Source organism: Aurantiacibacter spongiae (assembly GCF_003815535.1).
In the GTDB taxonomy this organism is placed as follows: Bacteria; Pseudomonadota; Alphaproteobacteria; order Sphingomonadales; family Sphingomonadaceae; genus Alteraurantiacibacter; species Alteraurantiacibacter spongiae.
On sequence record NZ_RPFZ01000001.1, the window covers coordinates 2772020 to 2787920 of the forward strand.

Genomic DNA, 15901 nt, shown 5'->3' on the forward strand with positions numbered 1-15901 from the left:
AAAGGGGCAAGGTGTGACAGGTGTGACAATGTCCTGACGCGAAACGGCCCGGCCGCGCGAAAGGTTGGCGGGCGGGGCGGAAAACGGCGGCGTTTGCGGGTTTTCATTCATGGTGCGAACGCCTAGCGAAGGGGTGTCACTGTAGGAAAGGATAGCAGCTTTGACCCTGACGCGCGACGAGGCCTGGAAGCGGCTGGCCCTGCACCCCGACCCCACGCTGCAGGAACTGTTCGATGCCGACCGCGACAGGGTGGACAAGCTCTCCACCCGGCTCGACCTCGGCAACGGGGCCGAGCGCTTCGGTATCGTGTTCGACTGGTCCAAGACGCACCTTACCGACGATCTGCTCGCCGATTTCGAAGGACTGGCCGAGGCCGCCAACTTCCCGGAGATGCGCCGCCGGATGTTTGCCGGCGAAGTCGTCAACCCGACCGAGCAGCGCGCCGCGGAACACGCCGCCCTGCGCGGTGTCGGCCGCGATACCAGCGTCGAGGAGGCCGAGGCGCTGCGCGAACGGATGAAACTGCTGGTCGGGGCCATCCACGAAGGTGCGCTGGGAGAGGTCAGACACCTGATCCATGTCGGTATCGGCGGCAGCGCTCTCGGCCCGGCGCTGGCGGTCGATGCGCTCGGCCGCGACGAGCCGCTGGTCGACGTTCACGTCGTCTCCAACGTCGACGGCGTCGCGCTGGAGGAGGCGTTCGCGGCCTGCGATCCGGCGACCACCCTGCTCGCCGTCGCTTCCAAGACGTTCACCACCATAGAGACGATGACCAACGCCCACTCGGTGCTGAAATGGCTGGCCGACAGCGGTGTGGCCGACCCGACCGGGCGCGTCGTCGCGCTGACCGCGTCCCCGGAAAAGGCCGTGGAATGGGGCGTGGACGAAACGCGCATACTGCCCTTCGCCGAAAGCGTGGGCGGGCGCTATTCGCTGTGGTCCTCCATCGGCTTTCCCGTCGCGGTGGCGACCGGGTGGGAAGATTTCCAGGCCATGCTGGATGGGGCCGCAGCGATGGACCGGCATTTTCGCGAGGCCGACGGGCGCGGCAACCTGCCGCTGCGCGCCGCCTTTGCCGACCTGTTCTACACCCGCCTGCGCGGTTGTCAGACCCGTGCCGTCTTCGCCTACGACGAACGGCTGCGCCTGCTGCCGGACTACCTTCAGCAGCTCGAAATGGAATCGAACGGCAAGAGTGTGGGGGTCGATGGAGAGCCGGTTGGTCCGACCGCGCCGATCACATGGGGCGGGGTGGGCACCGACGCGCAGCACGCGGTGTTCCAGCTTCTTCACCAGGGCACGCATCTCGTGCCCGTCGACTTCATCGCCAGCGTGGAGGCGGGCGACACGCTCGACCCGGCGCATCATACGATCCTGCTGATGAACTGCTTCGCGCAAGGGGCGGCGCTGATGGCCGGCAGGGGCAGCGACGATCCGGCGCGCCGCTATCCGGGCGACCGGCCCAGCGCGACGATACTGTGCGACGATCTCGACCCCGCCACGTTCGGCGCGCTGATCGCCTTTCACGAACATCGCACTTTCGCCAACGCGGTGATGCTCGGCATCAATCCGTTCGACCAGTTCGGCGTGGAACTGGGCAAGGAAATCGCCAAGAAGATCGAAAGGGGCGGCGAAAAGTTCGATCCGAGCACGGAGGCTTTGCTGAAAGCCGCGGGGGTGGGGTGATGATGCCAACTTTTGTTATTGGCGCGTAATCTTATTGCTGGCACCCGCTCCATGCCGACTGCAGGATCATGCGACCCTTCCCTGCAATGGGCATCTGACGGGGAGTTTCTAGGTGGCTGGCGATTTCGCAAACGGGCGCCGGGTCGCACCGACGGGATCGGTCGACAAGTTCGTGAAGGCCGTGCGCAAGCGCTTCGCCTTCTCCGATGCCGAGGAAAGGATGCTCCTCGAACGCATGAGCGGCACGACCCGGTTTTCGGCCGGTGACGTACTCGTATCCGAAGGTAGTCCCGTCACCTTCTCCTCGCTCCTTTCGGACGGTTTCGTATGCCGCGAGAAGATGACCGATTCCGGGCACCGGCAGATTGCCGAGGTGACGGTGCCGGGCGACTTCATCGACCTGCATTCCTATCCGCTGGGGCGTCTCGATCACTCGATCACCGCCCTGACCGATTGCCGCACCGTGCGCCTCTATCACGAGGATATCGACGCCATCATTCAGGAGCGGCCGCGTCTCGCGCGCATCCTGTGGTTCGCGACGATGGTCGATGCCTCGATCCACCGCGAATGGATCGTCAACCTGGGGTCGCGCAAGGGCGCGAAACGCATGGCCCACTTCTTCTGCGAGATGTATTATCGGCTGGAGGTCGTGGACATGGTGCGCGACGGAACATTCTTTCTCCCGCTGACGCAGGGCCAGCTTGGTGAGGCCCTGGGCTTTACCCCGGTCCATACGAACCGGCTTCTGCAGGAATTGCGCGCCGCCAACCTGCTGGAATATCGCAGCCATTCGGCAACAGTGGCCGATATCGGGGAGTTGGCGAGCTTCGCCGGGTTCGATCCCGACTACCTCTATCTTGGGGGCGCGCGACACCGAGCCGGCCTAGATCGGGCGGACCATCAATACGGCGCGTCGACGAGGTGAACGGCAGCAACCGTCGGGACGCCATATCGGACAGGGCCGGCCCCGATCGCTCGAAACACCGGCCCTTCGCTTCGCCCGGAGGATATTGGCCCGCGTCGGACCTTCTGCCCGTCCGATGGATTTGAGGACCAACGACCCGAACGAAAGAGGAGACTCCGAATGAAGAAGATCATCGCCACACTGTTCGTATCCGCCGCCGCTCTCAGCCTGGCGGCCTGCGACAGCGAGGACGTGGAAAACACCCCGGTCGATGACGTCGACGAGATCGTCGATAACGACGTGAACGACGATGCCTATCCGGTTGCCGGCGATCTCAACGCCGATCAGCAGGCCAATTACGATGCAATGGACCGTCAGGCCGTGAGCGACGAATACGATGCGAACATGGCCGACATGCAATCCGCGACGAATGCGGGCGGCGGCATGGCCGACGGAGCGACGAGCGCCGGCTCGAACGATTCGATGTCCACCGGTTCCGGCAATTCCGGCACCTCCGGTTCGACCGGCGGCGGCAGCATGACCGACGATGGTTCGGACAGTGCGGCGTCGGGATCGAACGGCGGTTCCTCGATGGCGGGCGCGAATGGCGGTTCGTCGATGTCCGGTTCCGCTTCGGGCAATTCCATGCCGGCGCGTAACCAGATGGATTTCGCCTATCTCGACCGCAATGACGACGGTCAGCTTTCGGTCGCGGAATATGCGATCTGGGCCTTGCCCACCAATCCCAATCCGCCCGCCCCCAACGATGCTCTCGCTCCGCATCTGACGCAGGATCAGATCAACCAGGCGGGGCAGACGTTCTTCTACTTCGACGAGGACGGCGATACGTATCTCTCGCCCGGCGAATTCCAGGCCGCGCGCAATTCGGGCCGAACTGCCTGACGCGCCCGTGATCTGACCTTGCTAGGAAAAGGGCCGGCGGACACGCGTTCGCCGGCCTTCTTCATGCGCCCTTCGGTTCTGCCCGGTCCGAGAGGGCAAGCGCCGCGTGGGCCGGGGTCATCACCCGCGTCGCGGCGAAGGCTTCGGGCTGGTTGTCGGCGAGCCATTCGAGCATGCCTTCGCGAATGTCGCATCTGAGATCGAACAGGGTGGGCGAATCCGTCGCGCTCATCAGCAGCCGTACCTCTATCGCGTCGCGCATGGTTTCGGTCACCTGCACGACCTTGACCCGCCCGTCCCACCGCCTGTTGCCCGCGATCTGGCGTTCGAATTCCTCGCGGATCGGGCCGATGCGGGTGGCGGGATCGAGGTAGAGCAGGGCGGTGCCGAGCAGGTTGGCGGTCTTCTTCGTCCAGTTCTGGAACGCGGAATCGAGGAAATGCGCGGTCGGCACCACCAGGCGGCGCTCGTCCCATATCTTTACCACGACATAGGTGGTGCGAATATCCTCGATCCAGCCCCACTCGCCCTCGATCACCACGGCATCGTCGATGTTGATCGGCTCGGTCAGCGCCATCTGCACGCCGGCGATCAGCGATTTCAGGGCGGGCTGCGCCGCGGCCCCGACGGCCAGCCCGGCCAGCCCGGCGGATGCGACGAGCGCCACGCCGATGTCACGCACGCCGGGGATCGCCAGCAGCACCAGGCCAACGGTCACGAACACGATGACGAAGGTAGCGATGCGGCTGAACAGCGACAGACGCGTGCGCTTGCGGCGGGCGGCGAGGTTGTCCGCAACGGTGATATCGGCGCGGATCTTCATCGTCTCGACCAGGGCATGCAGCACCGCGATGGCGATCCATCCGGCGATGACTGGCATGACGAAGCGGGCGACCACGGCCCACCATTCCTCCAGTATCGTCACACGCTGGGCGACGAGCACCAGCGCCAGCGCCACCAGCGCCACGCGCACCGGGCCGCAGATGCGGGCGATCAGGACGTTGTCGCTTGCGCTGTCGGACCGCCGCGCGACGCGTCGCAGCAGCAGGAAGACGAGGAAATGCAGCATCAGCGCTACGGCCACCGCGATGGCGGCGGCGAGCAGGGCGGTGATAGGTTCGGTCAAGTCGGGTGCTCCTGGGCTCTCACTGGCGCGGCACCTCTCCTGCGCTGTTGTCGTTTGCCGCTGTCATGACCGATCGTGGGCGCGCGCGCAAATCGCTGCCATTGACATTGCATGCCGCGTCCCCCAGATGCCGCCCATCGAAGCCCAGCGCCAGCGTGAAGCGGCGGGACAGACAACGCCCGCTCCGGCAGCGCTTCGGTCCTTTTTTCAAAGACTTCCCATTTCACGCGGGTCGTTTTGACACCCGCGCCGCGCAGGCCGTCGGTCGTGCGCGCCGCATATATTGCGAGTTCGATACACACCCATGACCATTCAGTTTTCCGATCTCGGCCTGTCGCAGCCGATCATGCAGGCCCTCGACATGAAGGGCTACAAGGAACCCACACCGATCCAGGCACAGGCCATCGGGCCCGTGCTGGGCGGACGCGACCTGCTCGGCATCGCGCAGACCGGCACCGGCAAGACCGCGGCCTTCATGCTCCCCGGCATCGACCGGCTGCGCGCCGCCGACAAGCAGATCCCCTTCAAGTCCTGCCGCATGCTGGTGCTCGCCCCGACGCGCGAACTCGCCGGTCAGATCGCGCAGAGCGCCAAGGATTACGGCGCGCTCGCCGGGATGAAGGTTCATTCGATCGTCGGCGGAACCTCCGTCAACAAGGATCGCAACAAGCTGCATCGCGGCACCGATATCCTGGTGGCGACGCCGGGCCGGCTGCTCGACCTGATCGACCAGAAGGCGTTCAACCTCTCGGGCGTCGAGATCCTGGTGCTGGACGAGGCCGACCAGATGCTCGACCTCGGCTTCATCCACGCGCTGCGGCGGATCAGCCAGCTGGTGCCGGCGGAGCGGCAGACGCTGTTCTTCTCCGCCACGATGCCCGGCCAGATCAAGGAGCTGGTGGGCAAGTACTGCAACGACCCCGTCACCGTGTCCGTCACGCCCGCAGCCACCACGGCGGAGCGGATCGACCAGTACCTGTTCATGGTGCAGGCGGACGAGAAGCAGTCGCTGCTCGACCTGATCCTGGCCGGCAAGCACGAGGTTCCCGGCAAGTTCGAACGCGTTCTCGTCTTCACCCGGACGAAGCACGGGGCGGACCGGGTCGTCAAGAAGCTGGCCCAGCGGGGCATCGCCGCCAACGCGATCCACGGGAACAAGAGCCAGCCGCAGCGCGTGCGCGCGCTGGACGAGTTCAAGCGCGGGACAACGCCGATCCTGGTGGCGACCGACGTGGCCGCGCGGGGCATCGACATTCCCGGCGTGTCCCACGTCATCAATTACGAACTGCCCAACGTGCCCGAGCAATACGTCCACCGGATCGGCCGCACCGCCCGCGCCGGGGCCGACGGGGTGGCCATCGCCTTCTGTGCCGAAGACGAGCGCGCCTATCTGAAGGATATTCGCAAGCAGACCGATGCCGAGTTCGAGCGGCTGCCGCTTCCCGACAATTTCCGCGCGGTCGTCGAAGGGGTCGGGCCGACCAAGCCGGCACCCAAGCAGCAGCGCCAGCGCGTCCAGCCCAAGCGGCGCGACGGGCAGCAGTCCGGCGCCAAGCAGGGCGGCGGGCAGGGCGGCCGTGGTCGTCGTTCGGGCGGCGGCCAGGGGCGGCCCGGCGGCGGCAAGCCGCAAGGGCAGCAGGCCCGCGGCGGCGGCGGCCAGGGTGGCGGCAACCAGGGCGGCGCGAACCGCGGCGGCAATCGCCGGCGCAACCGGCGGTCCTCGAACGACGGATAATTCGATCTTAACCACCTGAACCCTAGTGTCCCCGCCATGATTTCCTTTCAGCGCGGGGACGCCAGCCAGCCATGATCCGGACCAAGACCACGCTGGTGGTGGGCGCGGGCGCGTCGGAGGAGCTGGGCCTGCCCGAGGGCGGCGAGATGCTCACCCGCATCGCGCAAAGCTTCGATTTTCGCCGGCTCGGAAGCGACTTGCAGACGGACGACATGGTCGTCTTCGCGCAGCTTTTCGCGCAGCTGGAAAAAGAGGTCGGCGCTCCGGTCGCCAAGTTGAAGGCGGCAGCGCAATCGATCCGCACCGCCTCGCGTATTTCGACATCGCTCGATTCGGTGCTGGAGCAATTGGGCGACGATCCGCTGGTGCAGGCGGTCGGCAAGCTCGCCATCGTTCACTACACGCTGCGTGCGGAGGCGAAGTCTCCGCTCGCCGCAGATCCGCGCGATCCGGGCGACCTGCCGATCAGGGGCAGCGAGAACTGGCTGTTCCAGCTCGGCCGCGTGATCGTGAACGGGGTTGCGCGCAGCAAGGTCGATACCTGCCTCGACAAGCTGACCGTCGTCTATTTCGGCTACGATCGCGCGATCGAGCATTTCCTGCCCTACGCCATGCACATGGCCTTCGGCATGGGGCTGGGCGAGGCGCGCGAGCTGGTGGACGCAAAACTGAAGATCATCCGCCCCTATGGCTGCGCCGGCCGGCTGGAATGGCAGGCGGGCGAGGGCGCGCATGCCGATTGGGGCGAAGCCGACGCGGCGGAAATCTTCGCCCTGGCGGAGGGGATTCATACCCGCGCGGAACGCCTGAACGATCGCACCTTCAACAATCTGATTCTGGGCGAGGTGGCGGCATCGAAACGCATCGTGTTCGCCGGTTTCGGCTTCGATCCGCGCGATACCGCAATGCTGTTCGATCGCAACGCCGACGTCGCCCCCGATCTGCTGGTGGGGCTCACCAATATCGAGGACCAGACGCGCCTCGCCATCTCGCGGCTGCTGCGGCGCCATACCGGGGTGAAGGACGAGGCCGCGCTGCGGGTGCAGGATCTTCGCGCCTGGCAATTGCTGCGCGACTTCGCCCTGTTCCTGGAAAGCTGAGCCGTTCCGGTTGAGATAGCGCCCGCGCGCCGCCATATGGCGGTCACTTCAGCAGGAGCGCTTCATGGCCGACGACCAGTACGATTACGATCTCTTCACCATCGGCGCGGGATCGGGCGGCGTTCGCGCCAGCAGGGTGGCCGCGGCCCACGGCGCGCGGGTCGCCATCGCGGAGGAGCACAGGGTCGGCGGCACCTGCGTCATCCGGGGCTGCGTGCCCAAGAAGATGCTCGTCTACGGAGCGCATTTCGCCGAGGATCTGGAGGACTGCAAGCGCTTCGGCTGGGAAGTCGAGGGCAAGAGGTTCGACTGGCGGACGCTGCGCGACAACGTGCTCGACGATGTCGACCGGCTGAACGCGGCTTACACCGATACGCTGGAAAGCCACGACGTCACCATCTTTCACGAGCGTGCCGAACTGACCGGCGCGCACGAGATCACGCTGGCCGGCGGGCGGACCGTGACGGCGCGCACGATCCTCATTGCCACCGGCGCGCGTCCGCGGATGCCGGTATGCGAGGGTGTGGAACATGCGATAAGTTCGAACGAGGCGTTCCATCTCGACGAGCTGCCGAAGAAGATCATCATCGCCGGCGGCGGCTACATCGCCAACGAGTTTGCCGGTATCTTCAACGAGTTCGGGTGCGAGGTGCACATAGTCAATCGCGGCAGCACGCTGCTGCGCCATTACGACGAGGGGGTGCGCGACCGGCTGCTTCAGATCTCGATCATGAAGGGTATCCAGTTCCGCTTCAACACGACGTTCGAATACATCAAGCCTTGCGATGAAGGCGGCTATTTCGTGAAGCTGTCCGATTGCGAGGAGGAAAGGGCCGACTGCGTGATGTTCGCCGTGGGCCGCATCCCCAATACCGAAGGGCTGGGCCTCGACAGGGCGGGTGTGGAGCTTGGCGCCAACGGCGAGGTGATGGTCGACCGCTTCAGCAAGACCAATGTCGACCACATCTACGCCGTGGGCGACGTGACCGACCGCGTGCAACTGACCCCCGTCGCTATCCGCGAGGGGCAGGCCTTCGCGGATACGGTGTTCGGTAACGGAGACCCCGTGGCGGTCGATCACGCCTGCGTCCCGAGCGCGGTGTTCAGCCACCCGCCCATCGCGGCGGTCGGCATGACGGAGGGCGAGGCCAAGAACACGCTCGGCTCGGTCAAGGTCTATCAGTCCGATTTCCGTCCGATGAAGAACGTCCTGGCAGGCCGGGACGAACGCAGCCTGATGAAGATGATCTGCGACGGCGAGAACGACAGGATCGTGGGCATCCACATGATCGCCCCCGACGCACCGGAGATGATGCAGGCCGCAGCGATCGCGGTAAAGGCCGGCCTGACCAAGGCCGATTTCGACGCGACGGTGGCGATCCACCCGACGATGGCCGAAGAACTGGTGCTGATGCGATAGGTTGCGCGGCGCGCCGGGCGCCCGATTGACCCCTCCGCCCGCTTCGTGCAACGCGCCGGCCACACCAAGGGGAAACGCATGTCCGCAAACATCGCCGAAATGGAACGTCGCCGCGAAGCCGCCCGGATGGGCGGCGGGCAGAGGCGCATCGACGCCCAGCACGCCAAGGGCAAGCTGACCGCGCGCGAACGGCTCGACGTGCTGCTCGACGAGGGCAGTTTCGAGGAGCTCGACACCTATGTCGAGCACGACTGCACCGATTTCGGCATGGACGAACAGCGTATTCCGGGCGACGGCGTCGTCACCGGCAGCGGCACGATCAACGGGCGGCTGGTGTTCGTCTTCAGCCAGGACTTCACCGTGTTCGGCGGCTCCCTGTCCAGGCGCCACGCGGAAAAGATCTGCAAGGTGATGGACATGGCGATGAAGGTCGGCGCGCCCGTCATCGGGCTCAACGATTCGGGCGGTGCACGCATCCAGGAAGGGGTCGCGAGCCTGGGCGGCTATGCCGAGGTGTTCCAGCGCAACGTGCTGGCATCGGGCGTGGTGCCGCAGCTCAGCCTCATCATGGGGCCGTGCGCCGGCGGGGCGGTCTATTCCCCGGCGATGACGGACTTCATCTTCATGGTGAAGGATTCCAGCTACATGTTCGTGACCGGGCCGGACGTGGTCAAGACCGTCACCAACGAGGTCGTCACGCAGGAGGAGCTGGGCGGCGCCGTCACGCACACGACCAAGACCAGCGTTGCCGATCTGGCGCTGGAGAACGATATCGAGACGCTGCTCGCCGCGCGCGAGCTGATGGGCTTCCTGCCCGAAAGCAATCGCGACGATCTGCCCGTGCTGCCGACCGACGATCCGTGGGACCGGGTCGACGAAAGCCTCGACATGCTGATCCCCGCCAATGCCAACCAGCCCTACGACATGCGCGAACTGATCGAGAAGGTCGTCGACGATGCGAACTTCTTCGAGATCCAGCCGGCCCACGGGGCAAACATCATCACCGGTTTCGGCCGGGTGGAGGGGCGCCCCGTGGGCATCGTCGCCAATCAGCCGATGGTGCTGGCGGGCGTGCTGGATATCGACGCCAGCCGCAAGGCCGCGCGCTTCGTGCGCTTCTGCGATGCGTTCTCGATCCCCATCGTCACCTTCGTCGACGTGCCCGGCTTCCTTCCCGGCACCGCGCAGGAGCACAACGGCATCATCAAGCACGGCGCCAAGCTGCTGTTCGCCTATGCCGAGGCGACCGTGCCCAAGATCACCGTCATAACCCGCAAGGCCTATGGCGGCGCGTATGACGTGATGGCGTCGAAGCATCTGCGCGGCGACCTCAACTACGCCTGGCCCACTGCCGAGATCGCGGTGATGGGCGCGAAGGGCGCGGTGGAGATCATCTTCCGCCAGGACCGCGACAACCCGGACAAGATCGCCGAGAAGACGAAGGAATACGAAGACCGCTTCGCCAACCCCTTCGTCGCGGCGCAGCGTGGCTATATCGACGAGGTGATCTACCCGCGCTCGACCCGCCGGCGCATCGCCACCGGCCTGCGCAAGCTGCGGGGCAAGCATCTCGAAAACCCGTGGAAGAAGCACGACAACCTGCCGTTGTAGCCGCTCCGCTCGCGCACCATCTGGCGTAACGTCATGGCCCTTGCCCTCACCACCATCGGCTACGCGCGGGCGACACAGGCCTCGCTGATCGAGGCGTTGAAAGAGGCCGGCGTCGAGGTTCTGGCCGACATCCGCGCGCTGCCCAATTCGCGCCGGGCGGGATTTTCCAAGTCCTCGCTACGGGCAGCGGCGCACGAGGCGGGGATGGAGTATCGCCATTTCAAGCATCTCGGCACCCCCAAGGAAGGCCGCGATGCCGCGCGCCGCGGCGATTACCCCACCCTGCGCCGGGTCTACGAAGGGCAGCTCGAACTGCCCGAAGCGCTGGCGCAGATGGCCGAGATACAGGCGCTGGCCAGGGAACAGCGCGTCTGCCTGCTGTGCTACTGCGAGGAGGCCGAACGGTGCCACCGCTCGCTGCTGATCGAACAGGCCTTCGCCGATACAGCGATAACCCACCTTCACGCAGGCTGATCCGCCGCGATCTCGGACCCGCCGCCTGCCTTTGTGCGTAGGTGGGGCATGTGGTTCGACGACTGGAACGATATCGTCCGCGTAGCGGCCTCCACCGGGGCGATCTACGTCACCCTCGTGCTGATCCTGCGCGTGGTGGGCAAGCGCAGCCTGTCCAAGCTCAACATCTTCGATCTCGTCGTGACCGTGGCGCTCGGCTCCACGCTCGCCTCGATCATGCTCAACAAGGATATATCCGTGACCGAAGGCGCGGTCGCGTTCATCGCGCTGTGCGGATTGCAATGGCTCGTCGCCTGGGCATCGCTGCGCGTGACCTGGTTCAAGCGCCTGATCCGTTCGGACCCCCGGATGCTGCTGCACGACGGCAAGTTTCTCGACCGCGCCATGCGCGACGAGCGGATCATGCGGATCGAGGTCATGTCGGTCATCCGCAAGCAGGGCTACGCCGATCTGGAGGACATCGCCGCGGTCGTGCTGGAGACCGACGGGGATTTCAGCGTCATCCCCAGATCGAACGCGTCCACGCGCAGCGCGCTCGAAACGATACCGGGCGAGGACTACACGCCTGACAGCGAGGCCCGGCCCGCCCGCTAGGGCACGATTTGCCGGCCGATGCGTATGGGCAGCATGTGGTTCGACAACTGGTCCGGCATCGGACGTATCGCGGTGGTGACGCTCGTCGTCTATTTCGGGCTGATCGCGATCCTCCAGTTCGCCGGCAAGCGCAGCATCGCCAAGCTCAACATCTTCGACCTCGTCGTGACGGTCGCTCTCGGCTCCATCCTGGCATCGGTCATGCTGACCAGAAGCCTGTCCATCGCGGACGGGCTGGCGGCGTTCATCGTTCTTGCATTCCTGCAATGGCTGGTCGCCTGGCTCTCCGTGCGGCTCGGCTGGTTCAAGCAGGTCATCCGCTCCGACGCGCGGATGCTGGTGAAGGACGGCGAATTCCTGGAACAGCAGATGAAGGAGGAGCGGGTCACGCATGACGAGATAAGGGCCGCCATTCGCAAGCAGGGTCACGGCGAGATGAAGCGGATCGCCGCCGTGGTGCTGGAAACCGACGGCAGCTTCAGCGTGATCGAGGATCCCCCCGCCAGCCAGTACAGCACGCTCGAACCCATGCTGCGCGGCGATGACATGGCCGAATCCGAAAGGAACTAGTGCGCCTGCAACTGTGCCGTCAGAAATGCGGCGACATCGTCGATCGCCACGTTGCGGTCCAGAAAGGCGTCCCCGATCGCGCGAAGCAGGATGAAGGGTAGCACGCCCGCATCCATCTTCTTGTCATGAAGCATGTGCGCGGCGAGGATGTCGCCCGAGCAATCGAGACCGAGCGCGGCGATTTCACCGGGCAGGCCGGCAGCGTCCACGGCGGCGGTGACACGCTCAGCATCGTTCGGCGGGAGATGACCGATGCGCGCGGAATAGCGCGCCGCCAATACCATCCCCAGCGCCACTGCCTCGCCGTGCAGAAGCCGATCCGAAAAACCCGTCTCCGCCTCCAGGGCGTGGCCGAACGTATGGCCCAGGTTCAGCAGCGCCCGCCGCCCGCCCGTCTCGCGTTCGTCCTGTGCGACGATGCGCGCCTTCGCGGCCACGCTTCGTTCGACCGCGTATCGGGCGGCGTCTTCGTCCCGGGACAGGACGCGCGGCCCGTTCGCCTCGCACCAGGCGAAGAAGTCCGCATCGCCCAGAACGCCATATTTCACGACTTCGGCATAGCCCGCGCGCATTTCGCGGTCGGGCAGGGTGTCGAGCGTTCCGGTATCCGCCAGCACCAGTGCCGGCTGATGGAATGCACCGACAAGGTTCTTGCCCGCGCGCGCATTGATCGCGGTCTTGCCCCCGACCGAACTGTCGACCTGTGCCAGCAGGCTCGTGGGTAGCTGGATGAAGCCGCAGCCGCGCTTGAGGATCGCGGCGGCAAAGCCCGTCAGGTCTCCGATGACGCCGCCGCCCAGGGCGAGGACATGATCGCCACGCTCGACTTCCTCGGCCAGCAGCCAGTCCACCACGCGTTCCAGCACCCGCCAGCTCTTGCTCGCCTCGCCCGGCTCCAGCACCAGCACCCGCGGTTCGTATCCCGCGCTGCGCAGCGAATCCTCGACCGGCTCGCGCCAGAAGGCCGCGACGTTCGCATCGGTCACGATGGGCACGCGCGTCTTGCGCAGCAGCGCTCCGCAATGGTCGGCTACGTCGGCCAGCAGGCCGCGCCCGACATGCACGGCGTAGGAGCGCCCGGCCAGGTCGACATCGATCACAGCCACAGATCGAGGGCCTCGACAATGCGCTGCACGGTATCGGCGTGCGGTCCGGTGCCGCTTTCGACGTGAAGCTGCGCCTCGGCATAGGCGGGCTCGCGGTCGGATTTCATCCGGCGGACGATCTCACGGGTGTCGCCATCCTTCAGGAGGGGGCGACGGTCGTTCCGGCTGACCCGCTCCACCAGCGTGTCGCAATCGCTGTCGAGCCAGATGGCGATGGCGCTTTCCAGGATGAGGGCGCGGGTTTCCTGCGTCACGAACGCGCCTCCGCCCGTCGCGATCACGCGCGGTCGCCTGCTGTCCATCATGCGCGCGATCACGCGCCGTTCGCCATCGCGGAAATAGTCCTCTCCGAACCGGTCGAAGATTTCCGGAATCGTCATGTTCGCCGCCTCGACGATCTCGTCATCGGCATCGGCGAAGGGGATTTCCAGCGTTGCGGCCAGCTTGCGCCCGACGGTCGACTTGCCCACGCCCATCATCCCGACCAGCACCAGCGGTCGGCGCAGGCGCGCCTGTACGCTGCGGATCGTGTCGTCCTTGGGAAGGGGCGCGCCGATGGTCATTGCCCGCACGGCTATATATGCGCTAACCGCGCTGGCAAGGTTGCGGGGGCGTCGATGGTCCCTGCTGGTGGCAAGGATCGAGTGACGAGGTGTCGAAGCGCCGGATGACGGGTCTGATAATCCTGGGATTGATTGTTTTCGTAATTCTCGCGGTCGCCTGGTACGATGGCGGACGCGAGGAACAGCGGCTTATCGTGCAGCCGGTGGAGCTTCCCGCCGGCGCGCACCTGCCGGGGCGCGCGTCGTGAGGCGCATCGTGCTCGCCACCGGGGCCGCGGTGCTGGCGCTATCCTCCTCGCTCGCCCTGGCGCGGGGGCCGGAAGATCTCCTGCCGCCCAGCTTCCGCGATCCCCCCGCCACGCCGACCCCTTCGCCCACGCCTGCGCAGACCGCCGTGCCAAGCCCTTCGCCCACGCCGCGCGCGACTTCCTCTGCCGTGGTGCAGCAGGTGCCGCGGCCGGGTTCCTCGTCGTCCTCCCCTTCCGACGGCGGCGGGCCGAGCGGGTTCAGCCTGCCGCCCGGCTTTCCCTCGCTCAGCGAGCTTGAACGGATGGAGCCGGACGAGATCGATGCCGCGCTGGGCCTGCGACCGAAATTCGACATTCCGCCGGGGGCGCGCCGGGCCGTGGCCGAGGTCGGCGTGGTCGCCGATGGCGAAGGGGGCTTTCCGGCCGGATCGCTCGCCGGCCAGCCCGCCGCGCTGGTTCGCGCCGCGCTGCGGGCCACCAGTGGCGCGGTCGTGTCGCGCTGGGGCCACATCATGCTGCGCCGCGCCCTCGCGAGCAGGCTCGACGCGCCGGAAGGGTTCGACCCGGTCGATTTCGCCGCCATGCGTGCCCGCGCGCTCGAGGCCATGGGGGAGGGCGCGGTCGCGCGTGAATTGGTGCAGGACGTGGACGGGTCGAATTACAACCGCGCCCTGACCGACGCCGCATTCGACGCCTATCTCGCAACCGGCGACATCCTTGGCATGTGCCCCGCCGCCCGGCTGCACAGCGAGTTTCGCGACGACGGCGACTGGACGCTCTTGCAGGCGTTGTGCTCCGCCTATCTGGGTGACGTACGCAGTGCCGACCGGCGGTTGCAGCGCGCGCTCGGCCGGGGCGAGGCACCGGAGATCGATGTCCGCCTGGCGCAGCGCTATGCCGGCGCGGCGGGCGAATCCAACCGGGCCGTGAATGTCGAGTGGGACGGGGTCGACGACCTGACACCGTGGCGCTTCGCGCTCGCGCGGGCTGTGGGGCAGGACATTCCCGAGCCGCTGATCGAGGCCTCGTCCTCGCGCTTTGCCATCGCCGACGTGCTCATTCCGGCGACGCCGCTGTTGCAGCGGGTGCGCTCGGCGGACCGGGCGGGGGAGCGCGGCGTGCTGTCCTCGGCGGCGATGGTCGATCTCTATTCCCAGCTCTGGGCGAGCGATGCCTACGAGGACGCGGACAAGGAGCAGGCGGGCCAGCTTCGTCAGGCCTATGTCGCGCCCCAGCCGGCGGAACGCCTGGCGGCGATGAAGGCGCTGTGGGGCGATAACGGCGATTACGGTCGCCGCGTTCTGACCGCCTATGCCGCCGCGCGCTATCCGGTCGGTGAAGACATGGACGCCGACGCCGCCGACCTCATCGCCTCGATGCTCGCTGCCGGACTGGACCGCAACGCGATGCGCTGGTCGGGCGCGGTTTCCGACGGCAGCGAGGCGTGGGCCCTGCTGGCGCTGGCGAACCCCGATGCCAGCGGGACGGTCGACACCGGCGATGTCGACGACTTCATCGACGACGACTCCAGCCCGCAATCGCGCAAGTCGCAATTCCTGGTCGCCGGCCTTGCCGGGCTGGGCCGTCTCGCCCCCGACGATGCGACCGATTTCGCAGGGCGGCTGGGCGTGGGCCTCTCGCGCAGCAGCCCCTGGAGCGACAAGATCATGCGCGCCGGTCAGCTTCGCAATCAGGCGCTGGTCGCGCTGCTGGCAGGGGTGGGAATGCAGGGCACGGGCTGGGAGCGGATGACCGCGCGCCAGCTCTACGCCATCGTGCGCTCGCTGAACGATGCCGGCCTCTCCGCAGAAGCCAGGATGATCGCCGCGGAGGCGGTCGCGCGCGGGTGAGGGGGCCAGC

General features: G+C 66.5%; 15 protein-coding genes. 12 read left to right on the top strand and 3 right to left on the bottom strand.

The genetic code is table 11. The features are described 5' to 3' along the window. Nucleotides 1–160 precede the first annotated feature (160 nt). The 3 genes from pgi to EG799_RS13535 all read left to right on the top strand — a co-directional run bounded on the left by pgi (nucleotide 161) and on the right by EG799_RS13535 (nucleotide 3494). A complete protein-coding gene (gene pgi / locus EG799_RS13525; protein ID WP_123882313.1) occupies nucleotides 161–1687 on the top strand; it encodes a glucose-6-phosphate isomerase in 1527 nt (508 codons plus the stop codon). A gap of 112 nt (nucleotides 1688–1799) precedes the next feature. After that, a complete protein-coding gene (locus EG799_RS13530; protein ID WP_123882316.1) occupies nucleotides 1800–2612 on the top strand; it encodes a Crp/Fnr family transcriptional regulator in 813 nt (270 codons plus the stop codon). Between the two features lie 159 nt (nucleotides 2613–2771). After that, nucleotides 2772–3494, top strand: a complete 723-nt coding sequence (locus EG799_RS13535) for a hypothetical protein (protein ID WP_123882319.1) — start codon at nucleotides 2772–2774, stop codon at nucleotides 3492–3494. A 61-nt stretch (nucleotides 3495–3555) separates the two neighbouring features. On the opposite strand, the gene EG799_RS13540 is transcribed toward EG799_RS13535, so the two are convergent. Beyond that, nucleotides 3556–4620 (bottom strand): mechanosensitive ion channel family protein, encoded by a 1065-nt coding sequence (locus EG799_RS13540; protein WP_234029165.1) that lies wholly within the window; start codon nucleotides 4618–4620, stop codon nucleotides 3556–3558. A 304-nt stretch (nucleotides 4621–4924) separates the two neighbouring features. Between EG799_RS13540 and EG799_RS13545 the strand changes: the two genes are divergently transcribed. The 7 genes from EG799_RS13545 to EG799_RS13575 all read left to right on the top strand — a co-directional run bounded on the left by EG799_RS13545 (nucleotide 4925) and on the right by EG799_RS13575 (nucleotide 12124). After that, a complete protein-coding gene (locus EG799_RS13545; protein ID WP_123882322.1) occupies nucleotides 4925–6355 on the top strand; it encodes a DEAD/DEAH box helicase in 1431 nt (476 codons plus the stop codon). 71 nt (nucleotides 6356–6426) lie between these two features. Next, nucleotides 6427–7455 (top strand): hypothetical protein, encoded by a 1029-nt coding sequence (locus EG799_RS13550; protein ID WP_123882325.1) that lies wholly within the window; start codon nucleotides 6427–6429, stop codon nucleotides 7453–7455. A 64-nt stretch (nucleotides 7456–7519) separates the two neighbouring features. Continuing rightward, entirely contained in the window at nucleotides 7520–8875 is a 1356-nt protein-coding gene (gene gorA / locus EG799_RS13555) for a glutathione-disulfide reductase (RefSeq protein ID WP_123882328.1), read from the top strand. Nucleotides 8876–8953: 78 nt separating this feature from the next. Next, nucleotides 8954–10486: an acyl-CoA carboxylase subunit beta gene (locus tag EG799_RS13560; RefSeq protein ID WP_123882331.1), complete on the top strand. Its 1533-nt coding sequence runs from the start codon at nucleotides 8954–8956 to the stop codon at nucleotides 10484–10486. 33 nt (nucleotides 10487–10519) lie between these two features. Beyond that, nucleotides 10520–10960, top strand: coding sequence for a DUF488 domain-containing protein (locus tag EG799_RS13565; RefSeq protein ID WP_123882334.1), 441 nt, complete (start codon nucleotides 10520–10522; stop codon nucleotides 10958–10960). A 48-nt stretch (nucleotides 10961–11008) separates the two neighbouring features. After that, the gene (locus EG799_RS13570) at nucleotides 11009–11554 is read left to right on the top strand and encodes a DUF421 domain-containing protein (RefSeq protein WP_123882336.1); all 546 of its coding nucleotides are present in this window, start codon (nucleotides 11009–11011) and stop codon (nucleotides 11552–11554) included. 18 nt (nucleotides 11555–11572) lie between these two features. Then, nucleotides 11573–12124, top strand: a complete 552-nt coding sequence (locus EG799_RS13575; RefSeq protein ID WP_234029166.1) for a DUF421 domain-containing protein — start codon at nucleotides 11573–11575, stop codon at nucleotides 12122–12124. On the opposite strand, the gene aroB is transcribed toward EG799_RS13575, so the two are convergent. Together aroB and EG799_RS13585 are read right to left on the bottom strand one after the other, a co-directional pair. Further along, nucleotides 12121–13230 carry a 3-dehydroquinate synthase gene (gene aroB, locus EG799_RS13580; protein ID WP_123882339.1) on the bottom strand — a complete coding sequence of 370 codons (1110 nt, stop codon included), beginning with the start codon at nucleotides 13228–13230 and terminating at the stop codon, nucleotides 12121–12123. The genes EG799_RS13575 and aroB overlap by 4 nt on opposite strands. After that, nucleotides 13221–13793, bottom strand: coding sequence for a shikimate kinase (locus tag EG799_RS13585; protein WP_123882342.1), 573 nt, complete (start codon nucleotides 13791–13793; stop codon nucleotides 13221–13223). Before EG799_RS13585 ends, aroB begins: the two co-directional genes overlap by 10 nt. 104 nt (nucleotides 13794–13897) lie before the next feature. Here EG799_RS13585 and EG799_RS14050 point away from each other — a divergent pair, with 104 nt between their 5' ends. After that, the gene (locus tag EG799_RS14050; RefSeq protein WP_158611080.1) at nucleotides 13898–14041 is read left to right on the top strand and encodes a hypothetical protein; all 144 of its coding nucleotides are present in this window, start codon (nucleotides 13898–13900) and stop codon (nucleotides 14039–14041) included. Next, nucleotides 14038–15891, top strand: a complete 1854-nt coding sequence (locus tag EG799_RS13590; protein WP_123882345.1) for a hypothetical protein — start codon at nucleotides 14038–14040, stop codon at nucleotides 15889–15891. Before EG799_RS14050 ends, EG799_RS13590 begins: the two co-directional genes overlap by 4 nt. Nucleotides 15892–15901: the final 10 nt, after the last annotated feature.